The sequence below is a fragment of the Nocardia sp. NPDC004340 genome, assembly GCF_053602575.1.
This window is the reverse complement of sequence record NZ_JBSGDW010000010.1, coordinates 180940-196574: the sequence shown is the minus strand read 5'-3', so window position 1 is coordinate 196574 and position 15635 is coordinate 180940. Positions and strand designations below refer to the sequence as shown.

15 protein-coding genes are annotated in these 15635 nt (G+C 69.1%); 8 read left to right on the top strand and 7 right to left on the bottom strand.

Annotated features, from left to right (window positions below):
- Nucleotides 1-17 precede the first annotated feature (17 nt).
- Nucleotides 18-794 carry an O-methyltransferase gene (locus ACWEOI_RS30525; protein WP_452361812.1) on the top strand — a complete coding sequence of 259 codons (777 nt, stop codon included), beginning with the start codon at nt 18-20 and terminating at the stop codon, nt 792-794.
- Nucleotides 795-845: 51 nt separating this feature from the next.
- Here ACWEOI_RS30525 and ACWEOI_RS30520 read toward each other — a convergent pair whose 3' ends face one another.
- On the bottom strand, nt 846-1634 hold the full coding sequence (locus ACWEOI_RS30520) for an alpha/beta fold hydrolase (RefSeq protein WP_433673110.1): 789 nt from the start codon (nt 1632-1634) through the stop codon (nt 846-848).
- 65 nt (nt 1635-1699) lie between these two features.
- Between ACWEOI_RS30520 and ACWEOI_RS30515 the strand changes: the two genes are divergently transcribed.
- Nucleotides 1700-3070, top strand: coding sequence for a CoA transferase (locus tag ACWEOI_RS30515; protein WP_452361811.1), 1371 nt, complete (start codon nt 1700-1702; stop codon nt 3068-3070).
- A 174-nt stretch (nt 3071-3244) separates the two neighbouring features.
- Nucleotides 3245-4807, top strand: a complete 1563-nt coding sequence (locus ACWEOI_RS30510; protein ID WP_452361832.1) for an MFS transporter — start codon at nt 3245-3247, stop codon at nt 4805-4807.
- Between the two features lie 2 nt (nt 4808-4809).
- Here ACWEOI_RS30510 and ACWEOI_RS30505 read toward each other — a convergent pair whose 3' ends face one another.
- Complete coding sequence (locus ACWEOI_RS30505; RefSeq protein WP_452361810.1) at nt 4810-5382, bottom strand: TetR/AcrR family transcriptional regulator; 573 nt, start codon at nt 5380-5382, stop codon at nt 4810-4812.
- Nucleotides 5383-5485: 103 nt separating this feature from the next.
- Between ACWEOI_RS30505 and ACWEOI_RS30500 the strand changes: the two genes are divergently transcribed.
- The 3 genes from ACWEOI_RS30500 to ACWEOI_RS30490 are packed head-to-tail and all read left to right on the top strand — an operon-like array spanning nt 5486 to nt 7804.
- Nucleotides 5486-6517 carry a nucleoside hydrolase gene (locus ACWEOI_RS30500; protein ID WP_433673348.1) on the top strand — a complete coding sequence of 344 codons (1032 nt, stop codon included), beginning with the start codon at nt 5486-5488 and terminating at the stop codon, nt 6515-6517.
- Nucleotides 6514-7401 carry an amidohydrolase family protein gene (locus tag ACWEOI_RS30495; protein WP_452361809.1) on the top strand — a complete coding sequence of 296 codons (888 nt, stop codon included), beginning with the start codon at nt 6514-6516 and terminating at the stop codon, nt 7399-7401. Before ACWEOI_RS30500 ends, ACWEOI_RS30495 begins: the two co-directional genes overlap by 4 nt.
- Before the next feature lie 40 nt (nt 7402-7441).
- Entirely contained in the window at nt 7442-7804 is a 363-nt protein-coding gene (locus ACWEOI_RS30490) for a DUF1304 domain-containing protein (RefSeq protein WP_433673106.1), read from the top strand.
- 3 nt (nt 7805-7807) lie between these two features.
- Here the strand turns inward: ACWEOI_RS30490 and ACWEOI_RS30485 are convergent, their stop codons facing one another.
- Together ACWEOI_RS30485 and ACWEOI_RS30480 are read right to left on the bottom strand one after the other, a co-directional pair.
- Nucleotides 7808-8806 (bottom strand): zinc-binding dehydrogenase, encoded by a 999-nt coding sequence (locus ACWEOI_RS30485; RefSeq protein WP_452361808.1) that lies wholly within the window; start codon nt 8804-8806, stop codon nt 7808-7810.
- Nucleotides 8806-9258: a transcriptional regulator, SarA/Rot family gene (locus ACWEOI_RS30480; protein ID WP_433673104.1), complete on the bottom strand. Its 453-nt coding sequence runs from the start codon at nt 9256-9258 to the stop codon at nt 8806-8808. The genes ACWEOI_RS30485 and ACWEOI_RS30480 overlap by 1 nt, the downstream gene beginning before the upstream one ends.
- Before the next feature lie 186 nt (nt 9259-9444).
- Here ACWEOI_RS30480 and ACWEOI_RS30475 point away from each other — a divergent pair, with 186 nt between their 5' ends.
- Both ACWEOI_RS30475 and ACWEOI_RS30470 read left to right on the top strand, forming a co-directional pair.
- Nucleotides 9445-10629, top strand: a complete 1185-nt coding sequence (locus tag ACWEOI_RS30475) for an acyl-CoA dehydrogenase family protein (protein ID WP_433673103.1) — start codon at nt 9445-9447, stop codon at nt 10627-10629.
- A 145-nt stretch (nt 10630-10774) separates the two neighbouring features.
- On the top strand, nt 10775-11752 hold the full coding sequence (locus ACWEOI_RS30470) for an alpha/beta hydrolase (protein WP_452361807.1): 978 nt from the start codon (nt 10775-10777) through the stop codon (nt 11750-11752).
- Here ACWEOI_RS30470 and ACWEOI_RS30465 read toward each other — a convergent pair.
- The 3 genes from ACWEOI_RS30465 to scpA all read right to left on the bottom strand — a co-directional run bounded on the left by ACWEOI_RS30465 (nt 11749) and on the right by scpA (nt 15634).
- Entirely contained in the window at nt 11749-12264 is a 516-nt protein-coding gene (locus tag ACWEOI_RS30465) for an N-acetyltransferase family protein (RefSeq protein WP_452361806.1), read from the bottom strand. The two genes, ACWEOI_RS30470 and ACWEOI_RS30465, sit on opposite strands and share 4 nt — an antisense overlap.
- A gap of 5 nt (nt 12265-12269) precedes the next feature.
- Nucleotides 12270-13268 carry a methylmalonyl Co-A mutase-associated GTPase MeaB gene (gene meaB, locus ACWEOI_RS30460; RefSeq protein ID WP_433673347.1) on the bottom strand — a complete coding sequence of 333 codons (999 nt, stop codon included), beginning with the start codon at nt 13266-13268 and terminating at the stop codon, nt 12270-12272.
- A gap of 107 nt (nt 13269-13375) precedes the next feature.
- Nucleotides 13376-15634 (bottom strand): methylmalonyl-CoA mutase, encoded by a 2259-nt coding sequence (gene scpA, locus ACWEOI_RS30455; RefSeq protein WP_452361805.1) that lies wholly within the window; start codon nt 15632-15634, stop codon nt 13376-13378.
- Between the last annotated feature and the right edge of the window lies 1 nt (nt 15635).

Here is a 15635-nt window from a genome sequence, read left to right as displayed (position 1 = left end):
TGACTTAAGGGGTTTTCATGGGTGGCTCATCGATCGCGTCGGTGTTCCTGCAGCGGGTGGTGTATCCGGTGCGCACGGCGATCAGCACCGTGCGGGGAATCGGGACCTTCACCCGCACGGGCCAATTCGGTGACGGGCGCGAGGCCGCGGTGCGCGATCACGTGCTGGCCCATGCCGAGCAGGGCAACCCGGACAGCGTGCTGGACGCAATCGACCGGTTCGCGCGCACGCGCACCAATCTGGTCAACGTCGGCGACGAGAAGGGCCTGCTGCTGGATGCCGCGGTGCGCCGGGCGAATCCGACGCTGGCACTGGAGCTGGGCACGTACGTCGGCTACAGCGCGGTTCGCACGGCGCGGGTGCTGCCCGAGGGCGCGCGCCTGATCTCGGTCGAGTTCAGCGCCGCCAATGCCGAGGTGGCGCGCGCCATCATCGCGCACGCCGGGTTCGCGGATCGGGTGACGGTGGTGGTCGGCACCATCGGCGACGGCGGGGACACCATCCGCACGCTCGCCGAGGAGCACGGGATCACCGAGGGCGCGGTCGATTTCGTCTTCGTCGACCACGACAAGTCGGCGTATCTCGCCGACCTGAAGCACATTCTCGACGCGGGCTGGCTGCACCCGGGCACCATCGTGGTGGCCGACAATATGCGCATTCCCGGCGCGCCGGACTACCTGGCCTACATGCGGGAGGCCGAGGGCAAGTCCTGGCGCACCGTGGAGCACGACACCCACATCGAGTACCAGTCCCTGCTCAAGGACCGGGTGCTCGAGTCGGAATACCTGGGCTGACGGCGAACTCGCCGCGGCGGCGAGAGCGCCGTCCGCGGCAGCCCGGCCGACTCACCTCGAGTGGCCGGGCGACGCCGTGGCCAGCGCGCGGGTGATCGAGTCGGCGAGGGCCTTGATGTTCTCGGGCAGATCCAGATAGAAGTGGCCGCCTTCGAAGGTGGCGAGATCGAAATCGGCGGTGGTGAAGTCGCGCCACTGCCCGGCCTGGTCGGCCGAGGTGGTCGGGTCCGAGGAGCTGATCAGCGCGGTGATCGGCGTGCGCAGCGGTGCGCCGATCTGGTGGCGGTAGGTCTCGACCGCGCGATAGTCGGTGCGGACCGCCGGGAGGACCAGATCGGCCAGCCCCGGCTCGTCGCGCAGGATGCGCACCGACGCCGGATCGTTCGACAGGCGTTCGAGTTCGGCGATGAGGCCCTCGTCCGGGCCCTCGTGCAGGCGCCCCGCCTCCTCGTGCACCGGTGCGGGACGGCCGGAGACGAACAGGTGCGTAACCTCGCGCCCGCCCGCCTCGACCCGGCGAGCGGTCTCGTAGGCGACGGTCGCGCCCATACTGTGCCCGAAGATGGCCAGCCGCACGTCTTTCGGCCACGCCAGCAGGTCGGTGGCGGCGTGCCCGGCCAGTTCGGTGAGCGCGGGGACGGGCGGGTCGCCAAGACGGTCCTGTCGCCCGGGGTACTGCACGCCGAAGACCGCGGTGCCCGCGCCGAAGCGCTGGGCCAGTTGCCGATAGGCGCCCACGGAGCCGCCGCCGGGCGGGAAGCACACCAGCACGGTCTCGGGGGCGGGATCGGGCCTCAGTTCGCGCAACCAAGTGGTTCCGGGGAGTCGATGGGCGCTCATCCGAACGAGTATGCCCCGAGATCTCGCGTCGGGCTCGCACGTGGTCCCGGAGTTAGAGTCGGCTCGTGGCCACCTATGACGCACTGATTCGCGACTACGAGACCGGAATCGGGGTCGCCGGGACACCGGTGCCGCCGCTCGATCCGGGTGCGAATCTGGCTGCGACGCTGCCGGTCTGGGCGCTGGCGGGTGGCGCGGTCGCGGCCTTCGCCGGTGCGGCCGACCGGTGGCGCGACGTCTGCGGGGTCACGCCGCTGCGCAGCGTCGTCGACCCCGGCCGTGTCGCGGCGGCCTTCCAGAGCGAGAAGCTGCTGCGGATCGATGGGCGGCAGCCGCGAATGTTCGCGGAGTTGTCGGGCTTCTTCCGGACCGCGGACGGCTGGGTGCGCACGCACGCCAACTACCCGCACCATCGGACGCGCCTGCTGGCGGCGCTGGATCTGCCCGCCGAGGCCGGGCCCGAGGATTTCACCCGGCGGGTCGCGACGCTCACGGCCGCCGATATCGAACAGCGCGCCGTCGAGCACGCGGCCATCGCGTTCCGGGTGCGCACCGAGCAGGAGTGGGCCGACAGCCCGCAGGGCAAGGCCGCCGCGTCCGGCCCGCTGGTGGCGCTCGACGCCCGCGACGATCGGGGCGCGCTCGACTCACTCAGGGCGGCAACGGCGATGCTGCCACTGCGCGGGGTCCGGGTGCTGGATCTGACCCGGGTGATCGCCGGTCCGGTGGCGACGCGGGCGTTGGCCCTGCTGGGAGCCGATGTGTTGCGGATCGACCCGCCGGAACTGCCGGAGATCGACTGGCAGTTCCTGGACACGTGTCAGGGGAAGCGTTCCACTGTAGTCGATTTGCACACCGGACTTCCGGTCTTCCGCGAATTGATCAGCAATGCAGACATAATCATCTCGGGTTACCGACCGGGCAGCTTGGAACGACTCGGAGTGCGGCCCGGCGATATTCGACCGGGAATTGTGCACGGCCGAGTTTCGGCGTGGGGCGAACAGGGTCCGTGGGGAGATCGGCGCGGTTTCGACAGCATCGTGCAGGCCGCATCCGGAATTTCTCTGATCGAAGGCACGCGGGATAATTCACGCATCGAACCGGTCATGGGCGCCCTCCCGGCACAGGCCCTCGACCACGCCAGCGGGTACCTGCTCGCGGCGGGCGTGCTGGACGCCCTGTGCGCGCGTCGCGCCGACGGTCGCGGACGCGATGTCCGGGTCGCGCTGGCTCGCACCGCGTCCTGGCTGATCACCGCGCCGGGCCGGACGCCCGGGCACGCGCCGGCGCAGGTCCCGGATCCGCGCTACGCGGTGACGCACGCCGCGGTGGACACCGCGGGCCCGGCATTGAGCGAGTATCCGGACTTTCCGTGGCCCGCTCCGGCCTACGGATCGAGCGTTCCCGAATGGAAAGCCCGACCGGACGGTTCGTAACTTCGCCGAATGTATACAAGCTGCTGCACGCACACCCGTAAGTGCATCCGCGAAATAGTCGAATTGCCTTGCAATGCAGCGTTTTCGACACACCCCACTTGTCCCACGTACGGCGTTAATAAATGAGACCCTGAAACCGACATCAAAATTGTCGACCCGTATGTCGACATGCGGATGGAGGACGTCACCGTGGACACACCTGCTCCCTTGCTCACCGCCGCCAGCGACGCCGGCGCCACCAAGGTAGGGAGACGGGAATGGGCCGGACTGTCGGTGCTCGCACTGGCGTGCCTGGTCTACTCGATGGACCTGACGGTCCTGCACCTGGCGGTACCGCAGATCAGCGAGGTCCTGCGGCCGACCGGTTCCCAATTGCTGTGGATCATCGACGTTTACGGATTTCTCGTCGCGGGTTTGCTGCTCACCATGGGCACCATCGGCGACCGCATCGGACGCCGCCGGTTGCTGATGGTCGGAGCGGCCGCGTTCGCGGCGATCTCGGTGATCGCGGCCTTCGCGCCGTCCGCGCCGGTGCTCATCGCCTGCCGGGCGCTGCTCGGCGTCGCCGGAGCCACCCTCGCGCCCTCCACACTCTCGTTGATCTTCACCATGTTTCGCGACCCGGGGCAACGGTCGGTGGCCGTCGGGGTGTGGGTGGGCTCCTACTCGGTCGGCGGCTCCATCGGGCCGCTCGCGGGCGGGCTGATGCTCGAGCACTTCTGGTGGGGGTCGGTGTTCCTGCTCGCGGTGCCGGTCATGGTGCTGCTGATCGTGCTCGCGCCCCGAGTGCTGCCCGAATTTCGCGATCCCGACGCGGGCCGCCTCGATCCGGTGAGCGCCGCGCTGTGCACGGCAGCCGTGCTCTTGGTGGTGTTCGGCATGAAACAGGCCGCGCAGGACGGACCCGGACCCATCGCGCTGGCGGCGCTGACCACGGGCATCGCCATCGGGGTGATCTTCGTTCGGCGGCAGCTCAATACGCCGGAGCCGATGCTGGATCTCCGCCTGTTCCGACTAGGCAGCTTCCGGACCGCGCTGACCATCAATATGGTGGCCATCTTCGTCGCGTTCGGATACGCCCTGTTCGTGGGCCAGTACTTCCAGCTGGTCCTGGGCATGTCGCCGCTGCGCGCCGGCCTGGCCACCATCCCGGCCGGCCTGGGCTTCATGGTCGGTTCGCAGCTGGGGCCGCGCATCATGAAAGTGGTGCGGCCCGCGTACATGATCGGCGCAGGCATGGCCCTGGCCGCCTGCGGACTGCTGCTGCTCACCCAGATCACCACCTCGGGCGGGGTGGAGCTCACCATCGTGGCGTCGCTGCTGGTGTCGTTCGGTCTGGCACCGGTTTTCGGAGTGACCACCGAGCTCATCGTCGGCACCGCGCCGCCGGAGCAGGCGGGGGCGGCCTCCGGGCTCTCGGAGACCGGGGCCGAATTCGGTGGCGCGCTCGGGATCTCCATCCTCGGCAGCATCAGCATCGCCATCTACCGCAGCCAGCTCAATGCCGGTCTGCCCTACGGCATGTCGGACCCCGATGCCCGCGCGGCCCGCGACACGCTCGGCGCGGCGCTCGAGGTGGCCCGCACCATGCCGGGCAAGCTGGGCAGCACCGTCGCCGAGGCGGCCAAGCACGCCTTCCTCACCGGCATGCACCTGACCGCGGCGATCGCCGCGGGGGCCGCCTTACTGCTGGCCGTCATCGCCGTCACCCGGCTGCGGCACGTACCGCCGAGCTGAGATCACTTCCCGCGGATCGCCGCGACCGCGGTCGTCAGTTCGTCGCCGTCGATCCAATCCGCGCCGGGCGCGATGATCATTTGCACGGCCAAGCCCTGGAACAGCACGAACAGCAGCTTGGCGACCGCGGCGGCCTGATCGTCGCTCAGGTCGGTATGCACCGCCTGAACCGAGGCCGCGATTTCCCGGTGCGCCTCCGCGCTCGCCTCGGCCATGAAGACCTGTTGCGCGGGATCACGCGCGATCTGCAGACCGTTCTCGGTGCTGAGCAGCAGGCCGTCGCGATTGCTCTGGATCACGTCGACGAAGCCGTTCCAGGTGGCGGCCAACGACTCCCAGAGGGTGCGCCCCTCCCCCGCGTCGCGAATGGCCGTCTCCATGCCGTCACCGATCTCGGTGCCGACGCCCATGGTGATGGCCTCGGTGACCAACTGGTCCTTGGAGCCGAAGTGATAGCCGATGGCGGCGAGGCTGACACCGGCGGCGGTGGCGATGTCGCGGGCGGTCACCTTGGCCAGGCCGCGCTCCAGGACGGCCTGACGCGCACCCGCCAGCAGGTCTTCTCGATTTCCCATCCCCCCACCCTAGCAGCGTCTTAGACATTCGTTCCAGACACCCGTATAAAAGTCGGGTGGCATCCGTCCGGCTACCCTCGGACCTGTGCGGCAGAAGATCCTCATGGACAACGACACCGGCATCGATGACGCCCTCGGTCTGCTCTACCTGCTCGCCTCCCCCGAGGCCGAGATCATCGGAATCGCCTCCACCGCGGGCAATGTGCCCGCACCGCAGGTCGCGGCCAATAATCTGGCGCTACTCGAGCTCGCGCGGGCCCCGGAAATCGAAGTGGCACAAGGGGCGTTGACGCCCCTGGCGGTGCCGCTGCGCACCACCGAGGACACGCACGGGCCGCAGGGGGTCGGGTACGCCGAGCTGCCGCCGAGCAAGCGGACCCTGTCGAATCGGACGGCCGCACAGCTGTGGGTCGACCTGGCCCGCGAGCACCCCGGCGAGATCGTCGGCCTGTGCACCGGTCCGCTCACCAATCTCGCATTGGCGCTGCGCATGGAACCGCAACTGCCGCAGCTGCTCCGGCGGCTGGTCATCATGGGCGGGGCGTTCAATCACCCGGGCAACACCACCCCCACCAACGAGTGGAACGTGCACGTGGACCCGGAGGCGGCCAAGGAGGTCTTCGACGCCTTCTCCGCCGCGCCCGCCGACCGCCGCCCGATCGTGTGCGCCCTCGACATCACCGAGACCATCGAGATGAAGCCCCCGCACCTGGCGCTGCTGGCCGAACGGGCCGGCAGCACACCGGTAGAGCTGGTCACCGAGGACGATCCGCCGCACACCCGGTCGAAGGCGAGCAATCCGCTGGTGCGGTTCCTCACCGACGCGGTGCGCTTCTATTTCGACTTCCACAAGCTCTACGACCAGGGCTATCTGGCGCACATGCACGACCCGTTCGCGGCGGCGGTGGCACTGGACCCGAGCCTGGCGGTCACCAAGCCCGCGACGGTCGACGTGGAGTTGACAGGAACCCTCACCCGCGCCACCACGGTGGCCGACTGGGCGGGGATGTGGGGCCGGGAACCCAACGCGGACATCGTGGTCGCGACCGGGCCCGAGGAGTTCTTCGAGCGGCTGATCGGCCGCGTCGGCGATTACGCGCGAACGGTGTTCGCGGAAGGAGATACCGACCGGTGACCGGCGGAACAGACCTCGACTACGTCACCGGATTCCGCGAGCGGCTCGGGCTGCCCGGAATCATCGACGTGCACACGCATTTCATGCCCGAGCAGGTGCTGCGCAAGGTGTGGACCTACTTCGACACCGCCGGACCGCTGGTGGGCCACCGCGAATGGCCGATCACCTACCGCGACGAGGAGCAGGTGCGGCTGAAGACGCTGCGGGGGTTCGGGGTCAGCGCCTTCACCTCGATGATCTATCCGCACAAACCGGACATGGCGGCCTGGCTCAACAGCTGGTCCGCCGACTTCGCCGCCCGCACGCCGGACTGCCTGCACACCTCGACCTTCTATCCGGAGCCGGGCGCGCCCGAATACGTGCGCGCGGCGCTGGAGGCCGGAACGCGAATCTTCAAGCTGCACATCCAGGTCGGCCACTACCACCCGGCCGATCCGCTGCTGGACGAGGTATGGGGCCTGATCCAGGACGCGGGCACGCCGGTCGTGATCCACTGCGGATCCGGGCCCGCCGCCGGGGAATTCACCGGTCCCGAGCCCATCGAGGCCCTGCTGCGGCGCTTCCCGCGACTGCGGCTGATCATCGCGCACATGGGCGCTCCGGAGTACGGCGAGTTCCTCGACATCGCCCAGGCTCATGACGGCGTCCTGCTCGACACCACCATGAACTTCACCGATTTCTTCGAGGCCGCCGACCCCTTCCCCGCCGCCGAACTCCCCCGCGTCCGCGATCTCGGCGACCGCATCCTGTTCGGCAGCGACTTCCCGAACATCCCCTACCCGTACGGGCACGCGCTGTTCGCACTGGAACGCCTGGACCTCGGCGACGACTGGCTGCGCGCGGTCTGTCACGATAACGCGGCACGCGTGTTCCCTCTCGGATAGCACCTCACACCCTGGCGATATCGAGAAAGGCGGGCCGGTCATGCGGTTGGTCGCGGAAATCCTCGTCGGATTGCTCGCCGCGTTGCACGTCTACATCCTGGTCATGGAGATGTTCCTGTGGACCACGCCCCGGGTTCGCGCGAGCTTCGGCACCACCGCCGAGTTCGCCGAGGAGACCAAGGTGCTGGCCGCCAATCAGGGCCTCTACAACGGTTTCCTGGCCGCGGGCCTGATCTGGGGCCTGATCGCGTCCGATCCGGTCGGGCAGGCCGCGAAGATCTTCTTCGCGGCCTGCGTGGTGGTGGCCGGACTCTACGGCGCGGCCACCGCGAGCCGGCGGATCCTGTTCGCCCAGGCGGTGCCGGGCGCGATCACGCTGGCCGCGGTGTTGCTGGCCGGGTAGCGGCTAGCCGCCGGAGACGCTGAGCGCGATCTTGGCGTTGCGGCCCGGCCGTTCGCTGGCCGCGGCCGCCTCGGCGGCCTGCTCGAGCGGGTAGGCGGTCTCGACGGGCAGATCCAGCACGCCCTGCGCGGCCAGCGTGACCAGTTCGGTGATGAGGCGGCGGCGCTCCTCGCCGCCGATCTCCTCGGCCCGCTTGGAGCCCCAGAAGCCCTTCACCACGGCCTGTTTGAAGATGATCGGGCCGGGGTTGAGCACCAGCGGCTGACCGGAGAGCGCACCGAAGGTGATCAGCTCGCCGCGCGGAGCCAGCACCGTGAGCAGATCATCGGCGGCCTTGCCGCTGACCTGGTCGACCGCGCGCACGATCGGCTCACCACCGGTGACCTCGGCGGCCCGCTCGACCCAGTCCGCGGACTCGGTGTCGAGTACCGGTTCGAAACCCAGCTCCCGCAAGGACTTCGCCGCGGACTCGCTGCGCACCAGATTGAGCACCCGCACGCCGCGGGCCCGGGCCATCAGGTTCAGCAGGCGACCGACCGCACCGTTGGCGGCATTGATCGTGATCCATTGCCCGGGTTCGACATTCAGGTCCTCGAGCAGCATGAGCGCGCTCAGCGGCATGGCCAGTAGCTGGCTCGCGGTCGCGTCGGACACCGAGTCCGGCACCGGCACCACCCCGCCCGCCTTGGCGACGAAGTACTCCGCCCACGCGCCCTGCACACCCGAGACCGTCACGCGCTGACCGGCTTCCAGGCCGGTGACACCCTCGCCGAGGGCGTCGACGCGGCCGACGGCCTCGGTGCCGGGGACGGCGGGCAGCTCCGGCCGGTAGCCGTAGATGCCGCGAATGATGGCCAGGTCGTGATTGTGGATCGGGGCCAGGGTGGTCGCGATGCGCACCTCGCCCGGGCCGGGTTCGGGCACCGGCCGTTCGGACGTGGTCAGCACGTCCTTCGGCTCGCCGAATGCTTCGATGACCACCGCGCGCATGGGAGCGTTCATCAGGGGTTCTCCTTCGATCGGGGGTGGGCGGCCAGGGCCGCGGTGAGCCGTTGCAGGGTCGTCCGCAGGTCGGCCAGTTCGGTGGTGGACATGCCGGAGATCTCCTCGGCTCGTCCCGGGATGTGGCAGGCGGCCGCGCGCAGGTCGCGGCCGCGGTCGGTGAGGCTGATCCGGACGCGACGTTCGTCGGTCGTGGAGCGGCGGCGGGTTACGAAGCCCGCCGTTTCGAGGCGCTTCAACAAGGGTGAGAGCGTGCCCGAGTCCAGGTCCAGTGCCGCGCACAGATCGCCGACAGTTCGCTCGTCGCGCTGCCAGAGCGCGGCCAGGACCAGATATTGCGGATAGGTGATGCCGAGCGCGTCGAGCTTGGACCGGTACAGCCCGGTCATCGCCCGCGACGCCGCGTACAGCGCGAAGCACAGCTGGTTCTCCAGTGCCTGCTCATCGGTCACGTACAACACGGTAGCCAGCAATTAGATTGTGAACAATCTATCTGCCGGTCTGGTCCGTCACACCGGCGGCGCGGAGACGATGCATGGCGATAGCTATCGGGTTTGTCCGGCAAACCGCGGACATTCGGGATACGTTGCCCTGGAACGCGTTCCAATAGAGGCACGCCGAACAGCGGGGAGTTGCAAATGACGCATGAGGTAGTGAGCCGGATCGAGGAGCTGTCCGGACAGCTCGCGGCGACTGCCCCGGAAACCGAGCGGCTGGGGAAGCTCTCCGACGAGAGCGTGAAGCTGCTCCGCCAGACCGGCATCATGCGGATGCTGCAGCCGACCGAGTACGGCGGCCTGGCCGCGCACCCGCGCGACTACGCCGAGGCGGTCATGGCCGTGTCCAAGCACTGCGGCTCCACCGGATGGGTGACCGGCGTGGTCGGCGCGCACCCGTGGGAAATGGCGCTGATGGACCGCCGGCTGCAGGACGAGGTGTGGGGCGAGAACCCCGAAGCCTGGATCGCCTCGCCGTACGCGGTGATGGGCGTTGCGAAGCAGACCGACGGCGGTTACACGCTGAACGGGCGCTGGGCCTTCTCCTCCGGCACCGACCACTGCGACTGGATCTTCCTGGGCGCGTTGCTCGCCGACCCCGAGGGGAATCCGGTGATGCCCCCGTCCGTGCTGCACGTGGTGCTGCCGCGCAAGGACTACACCATCGTCGATGACTCCTGGGACGTCATCGGGCTGCAGGGCACCGGGTCCAAGGACATCATCGTCGACGGCGCGTTCATTCCGGCCTACCGGACCATCGAGATGGAGGCGGTCGCCGAGGGCGAGCTGGCCGCTGAGCGCGCGGGCCGCACCGACACCGTCTACAAACTGCCGTTCTGGTCGATGTTCCCCCTCGGCATCACCGCCGCGGTCATCGGGATCGCCGAGGGCGCGCTCGCGGCCCACCTCGACTACCAGCGCAATCGCGTCACCGCCACGGGCACCCTGATCAAGGACGACCCGATCGTGCTGTCGGCCATCTCCGAGGCCGCCGCCGACATCGCCGCCTCCCGCGGCCAGCTGCTCGACGGCATCAGCCGCCTCTACGATCTCGCCGACGCCGGTAAGCCCATCTCGTTCGAGGACCGATCCGTGGTGCGCCGCAATCAAGTTCGCTGTGCGTGGCGGGCGGTGGCAGCGGTCGACCAGATCTTCGCGCGCTCGGGCGGCAACGCGGCGCGGCGGCAGAACGTCATGCAGCGGTTCTGGCGCGACGCGCACGTGGGGTTGCAGCACGCCATCCACACGCCCGGATCGATCTACCACTCGACGGCGCTGACCACGATGGGCCTGGAGCCCGAGGGCCCGCTGCGCATGATGATCTGACGTCCTCGACGCGGTCCGATAGCTGTACGTATGCGGCTGTCGGACCGCCCGTCCGTTACCCGTTTCCGCCCGCCGCGAAACCGTCCGCGGAGAACACGCGTGCTGATGTCAAAAAATCGAGGTCAGCGGCGGGATACTCACTGTCATGCATCGGCTGACGCGTTCCCTCGTTGCCCTGATCGCCATATTTGCCGCGCTGATGCCAGCGTCGGCGCACGCCGACCCCGGCGGAGGTTCCGGCATCGTGGACGTGCGGCCGCTCGGCGGACGCCAGTACGAGGTGACCGTCTACTCCGCGGCCATGGGACGCAATATCCCGGTCTGGGTGTCGCACCCCGATGCCCCGGCACCGGCGCTGTATCTGTTGAACGCGGTCGACGGCGGGGAATCCGGCGGCCCCTGGTCCAATCGCACCGATGTCGCCGAATTCTTCTCGGACAAGCCGGTCAACGTCATCACCCCGATCGGCGGGCGCGCCAGCTTCTACACCGACTGGATCTCCGACGATCCGACGCTGGGCCGCAACAAGTGGTCCACCTTCCTGATCCACGAACTGCCGCCGCTACTGGAGTCCCACTTCCAGATGACCGGGCGCAACGCGATCGCGGGCGCGTCCATGTCCGCGACCTCGGCGCTGAATCTCGCCATCGAGGCGCCCGGCATGTACCAGGCCGTCGGGGCCTACAGCGGCTGTCCGCGCACCACCGACGCGGTGGCGCGCAATTTCGTGCGGTCCGAGCTCGGGCTGTTCCGGGCCAATGCCTTCAATATGTGGGGGCCTGACAACAATCCGGCCTGGGACGCCCACGACCCCGTGATCAACGCCGACCGGCTGCGCGGGGTGGCGCTCTACGTCTCGGCGGGCAATGGCGCGCCAGGCGTGCACGATTCCCTCGCGGATCCGAGCATCGCCGGGAACGTGGCCACGCTGACCGATCGCATGGCGGTGGGCGGGGTCATGGAGACGGTGGTCCGCGGCTGCACGGACTCACTGGTCACCCGGCTCGGGGAACTGGGGATTCCGGCACAGGTCGCCTACCGGAACGGCACGCACGCCTGGCCGTATTGGCAGGATGACGTGCACGATTCCTGGCCGCTGATCGCCGACGCCCTCGGGGTCTAGCCGGCGGGCGTGACAGGCCAGGTGATTTCGAGGTCCTGAACCTCGAAGCCCTGCGGGAAGCGATAGGTGCGAGGCATACCGGCCCGGCCGCCATGGCGTTCGTAGAACGCGATGGCGGCCGTATTGTCTTCCAGCACTTCCAGATACACCGGGTGGCCGGGGAATTCGGCGGCGGCCCACTCGAATCCGTGACGCAGCAGCCGCGTCCCGATGCCGCCGCGCTTGAGAGCCGGGCCGACATGCAGATTGTCGATCAGGACGCGACCGTCCGGTTGCAGCGCCAGATAGATGAATCCCAGCAGTTCCGAACCGGATTCGGCGACGAAGAGGCTGCCGGGCGCGACCTCGGCGGTCAGCCGGGACAGCCACATGGCCTTGTGGTCAGCGGCCAGCGCCCCGTCCAGATACGCCCCGGGCATGATCCCGACGTATGCGGTGCGCCAGCTGGCGGTGTGCAGCATGGCGACCGCGTCCGCGTCGGAGGCGAGACCGGGGCGGATCCGGATGGTCATGGCGATCAGGGCCGTTCGTCGAAGGCCCGCAGGATCTCCTCGGCGGCCAGCGCCGGGGTGAGGGAGCCGTCGCGAATCTGCTTCTCCACCGGGGCCTTCAGGGCCTTGACGGCCGGGCTGTCGGACAGGCGGCGCAGCAGGTTGTCGTGCACCATGGTCCAGGTCCAGTCGACCTGCTGGCGGCGGCGCTTCTCGGCGAACTCCCCCGCCTCGGTGAGCACCCGGCGGTGGGTGAGCACGGCGTCCCAGAACGTGTCCAGGCCGGTGCCGTTGAGGCCGGACATGGTGAGAACCGGTGGCCGCCACAGCGATTCGCGCGGGTGCACGAGCCGCATGGCGCCCTGCAGTTCGCGGGCGGCGGCCTTGGCCTCGAGCTCGTGGCGGCCGTCGGCCTTGTTCACGGCCACCAGGTCGGCGAGTTCGAGCACGCCCTTCTTGATGCCCTGCAGCTGGTCGCCGGTGCGGGCCAGGGTGAGGAAGCAGAAGACGTCGACCATATTGGCGACGGTGACCTCGGACTGGCCGACGCCGACGGTCTCCACCAGGATCACGTCGTAGCCCGCCGCCTCGAGCAGCACGATGGTCTCGCGGGTCGCCTTGGCGACGCCGCCGAGGGTGCCCGCGGTCGGCGAGGGCCGGATGAACGCGTCGCGCTGCACCGACAGCCGTTCCATGCGGGTCTTGTCGCCCAGGATCGAGCCGCCGGTCAGGGTCGAGGACGGGTCGACGGCCAGCACCGCCACCCGATGGCCCTGGCCTATCAGGTACATGCCGAGCGCGTCGATGAAGGTCGACTTGCCGACACCGGGAACGCCGGTGATGCCCACGCGATTGGACAGCGCCTTGCCCGCGTCGGGGGTCAGCTTCAGCAGCAGCTGCTGAGCCAGTTCCCGATGGTCGCCCCGGGTGGATTCGACGAGGGTGATGGCGCGGGCCAGGCCGGCCCGCTCCCCCGCCCGCACCTGCGCGGCCAGCTGGTCGACGTCGATCACCCGGCGCGCCACGGGGGTGGCGGGCCGGACGCCGGGGCCGGGTCCGGGGACCCCGACACCGGCGGTGGTGCCGAGCCGGGGGTGGTTCTCGCCACCCCCGGTCGCGCGTGCGGCGTCGCTCATTCCGTTGCGCCGCTGCCGATCTCGTGGCCCAGCTGTGCGGCCAGCTTGCCGATCAGGTCGATCGCGGCGTCGGCGATGATGGTGCCGGGGCCGAAGATGCCCGCGGCGCCGGCGGCGTACAGCTCGTCGTAGTCACCGGGCGGGATGACGCCGCCGACGGTGACCATGATGTCGGGCCGGCCGACATCGGCCAGTGCCTGCCGCAGGGCGGGCACCAGCGTGAGGTGGCCCGCGGCCAGCGACGAGACGCCGACGACGTGCACGTCATTGTCGGCCGCCTGCTGCGCCACCTCCTCGGGGGTCTGGAACAGCGGGCCCACGTCGACGTCCATGCCGAGGTCGGCGAAGGCGGTCGCGATCACCTTCTGGCCGCGGTCGTGGCCGTCCTGACCCATCTTGGCGATCAGGATGCGGGGGCGACGGCCCTCGGCTTCGGCGAACTCCTCGACCAGTTCGATGGCCTTGCTGATATTGGTCACCTTGCCCGCCTCCTCCCGGTAGACGCCGGAGAGCGTACGGATTTCGGCCTGGTGGCGGCCGTAGACCTTCTCCAGGGCATCGGAGATCTCACCGACGGTGGCCTTGGCGCGGGCCGCCGCGATGGCCAGGGCCATCAGGTTGTTCTCCATGCCGCCCTCGGTCGAGGCGGCCGCGCGGGTGAGCTCGGCCAGCGCCTGCTCGACCGCGGCCGAATCACGTTCGGCGCGCAGCTTTTCCAGCTTGGCGTTCTGCTCGGCGCGCACGCGCGAGTTCTCGACCTTGAGGACCTCGATCGGGGTGTCTTCCTCGACCAGGTACTTGTTGACGCCGATCACCGGCTGCTGGCCGGTGTCGATGCGGGCCTGCGTACGAGCCGCGGCCTCCTCGATGCGCAGCTTCGGGATGCCCTCCGAAATCGCCTGCGCCATACCGCCGTGCGCCTCGATCTCGGCGATGTGGGCGCGGGCGCGCTCGGCCAGCTGGTGGGTCAGCCACTCCACGTAGTACGAGCCGCCCCACGGGTCGGCCGGACGGGTGGTGTTGGACTCCTGCTGGATGAGCAGCTGGGTGTTGCGGGCGATGCGGGCGGAGAAGTCCGTCGGCAGGGCCAGCGCCTCGTCGAGCGCGTTGGTGTGCAGCGACTGGGTGTGACCCTGGGTGGCGGCCATGGCCTCCACGCAGGTGCGCGCGACATTGTTGAACACGTCCTGCGCGGTCAGCGACCAGCCCGAGGTCTGCGAGTGGGTGCGCAGCGCGAGCGACTTGGAGTTCTTCGGCTCGAACTTGGCGACCAGCTCGTTCCAGAGCAGGCGGCCCGCACGGAGTTTCGCGACCTCCATGAAGAAGTTCATGCCGATGGCCCAGAAGAACGACAGGCGCGGCGCGAACTTGTCGACCTCCATGCCCGCGTCCAGACCGGCCTTGATGTACTCCACGCCGTCGGCGAGGGTGTAGGCCAGCTCCAGGTCGGCGGTCGCGCCGGCTTCCTGGATGTGGTAGCCGGAGATGGAGATCGAGTTGAACTTCGGCATCTTCGCGGAGGTGTAGGCGAAGATGTCGGAGATGATCCGCATCGAGGGCTTGGGCGGGTAAATGTAGGTGTTGCGGACCATGAACTCCTTCAGAATGTCGTTCTGAATGGTTCCGGCCAGCTGCTCGGGCGCGACGCCCTGCTCCTCGGCGGCGACGACGTAGAGCGCCAGGATCGGCAGCACCGCGCCGTTCATGGTCATCGACACCGAAACCTGGTCCAGCGGAATCTGATCGAACAGTTCCCGCATGTCGAGGATGGAGTCGATGGCGACACCGGCCATACCGACGTCACCGGTGACGCGCGGGTGGTCCGAGTCGTAGCCGCGGTGGGTCGCCAGGTCGAAGGCAACCGACAGGCCCTTCTGACCCGACTGCAGGTTGCGGCGGTAGAAGGCGTTGGAGTCCGCGGCGGTGGAGAAGCCCGCGTACTGGCGGATGGTCCACGGCTGGTTCACGTACATGGTCGGGTAGGGACCGCGCACGAACGGCGCGATGCCGGGCACGCTGTCGAGGGGGTAGCCCTCGGCCACGATGGCGTCGCGGTCGGCCTTGGTGAACACCGGCGGCACGTCGATGCCCTCGGGGGTCGACCAGGTCAGCTGCTCGGGCGCATAGTGATTGGCGGTCGCGGCGGTCTTGACGAACTCCTCGACCTGCGCGGCGCTGACCTCTGCGGGGGCGGTGTCGCCCTCGGCCAGCGGTACTTCGGCGAAATTGCCGATCCGGTGCTTGATATCGCTCATC

Coding starts and splice junctions, on each gene's coding strand:
- ACWEOI_RS30490 (WP_433673106.1), top strand. CDS start 7,442: ATGCGGTTGGTCGCGGAAATCCTCGTCGGATTGCTCGCCGCGTTGCAC.
- ACWEOI_RS30475 (WP_433673103.1), top strand. CDS start 9,445: ATGACGCATGAGGTAGTGAGCCGGATCGAGGAGCTGTCCGGACAGCTC.
- ACWEOI_RS30500 (WP_433673348.1), top strand. CDS start 5,486: ATGGACAACGACACCGGCATCGATGACGCCCTCGGTCTGCTCTACCTG.
- ACWEOI_RS30525 (WP_452361812.1), top strand. CDS start 18: ATGGGTGGCTCATCGATCGCGTCGGTGTTCCTGCAGCGGGTGGTGTAT.
- ACWEOI_RS30470 (WP_452361807.1), top strand. CDS start 10,775: ATGCATCGGCTGACGCGTTCCCTCGTTGCCCTGATCGCCATATTTGCC.
- ACWEOI_RS30485 (WP_452361808.1), bottom strand. CDS start 8,806: ATGAACGCTCCCATGCGCGCGGTGGTCATCGAAGCATTCGGCGAGCCG.
- ACWEOI_RS30510 (WP_452361832.1), top strand. CDS start 3,245: ATGGAGGACGTCACCGTGGACACACCTGCTCCCTTGCTCACCGCCGCC.
- ACWEOI_RS30465 (WP_452361806.1), bottom strand. CDS start 12,264: ATGACCATCCGGATCCGCCCCGGTCTCGCCTCCGACGCGGACGCGGTC.
- ACWEOI_RS30505 (WP_452361810.1), bottom strand. CDS start 5,382: ATGGGAAATCGAGAAGACCTGCTGGCGGGTGCGCGTCAGGCCGTCCTG.
- scpA (WP_452361805.1), bottom strand. CDS start 15,634: ATGAGCGATATCAAGCACCGGATCGGCAATTTCGCCGAAGTACCGCTG.
- ACWEOI_RS30520 (WP_433673110.1), bottom strand. CDS start 1,634: ATGAGCGCCCATCGACTCCCCGGAACCACTTGGTTGCGCGAACTGAGG.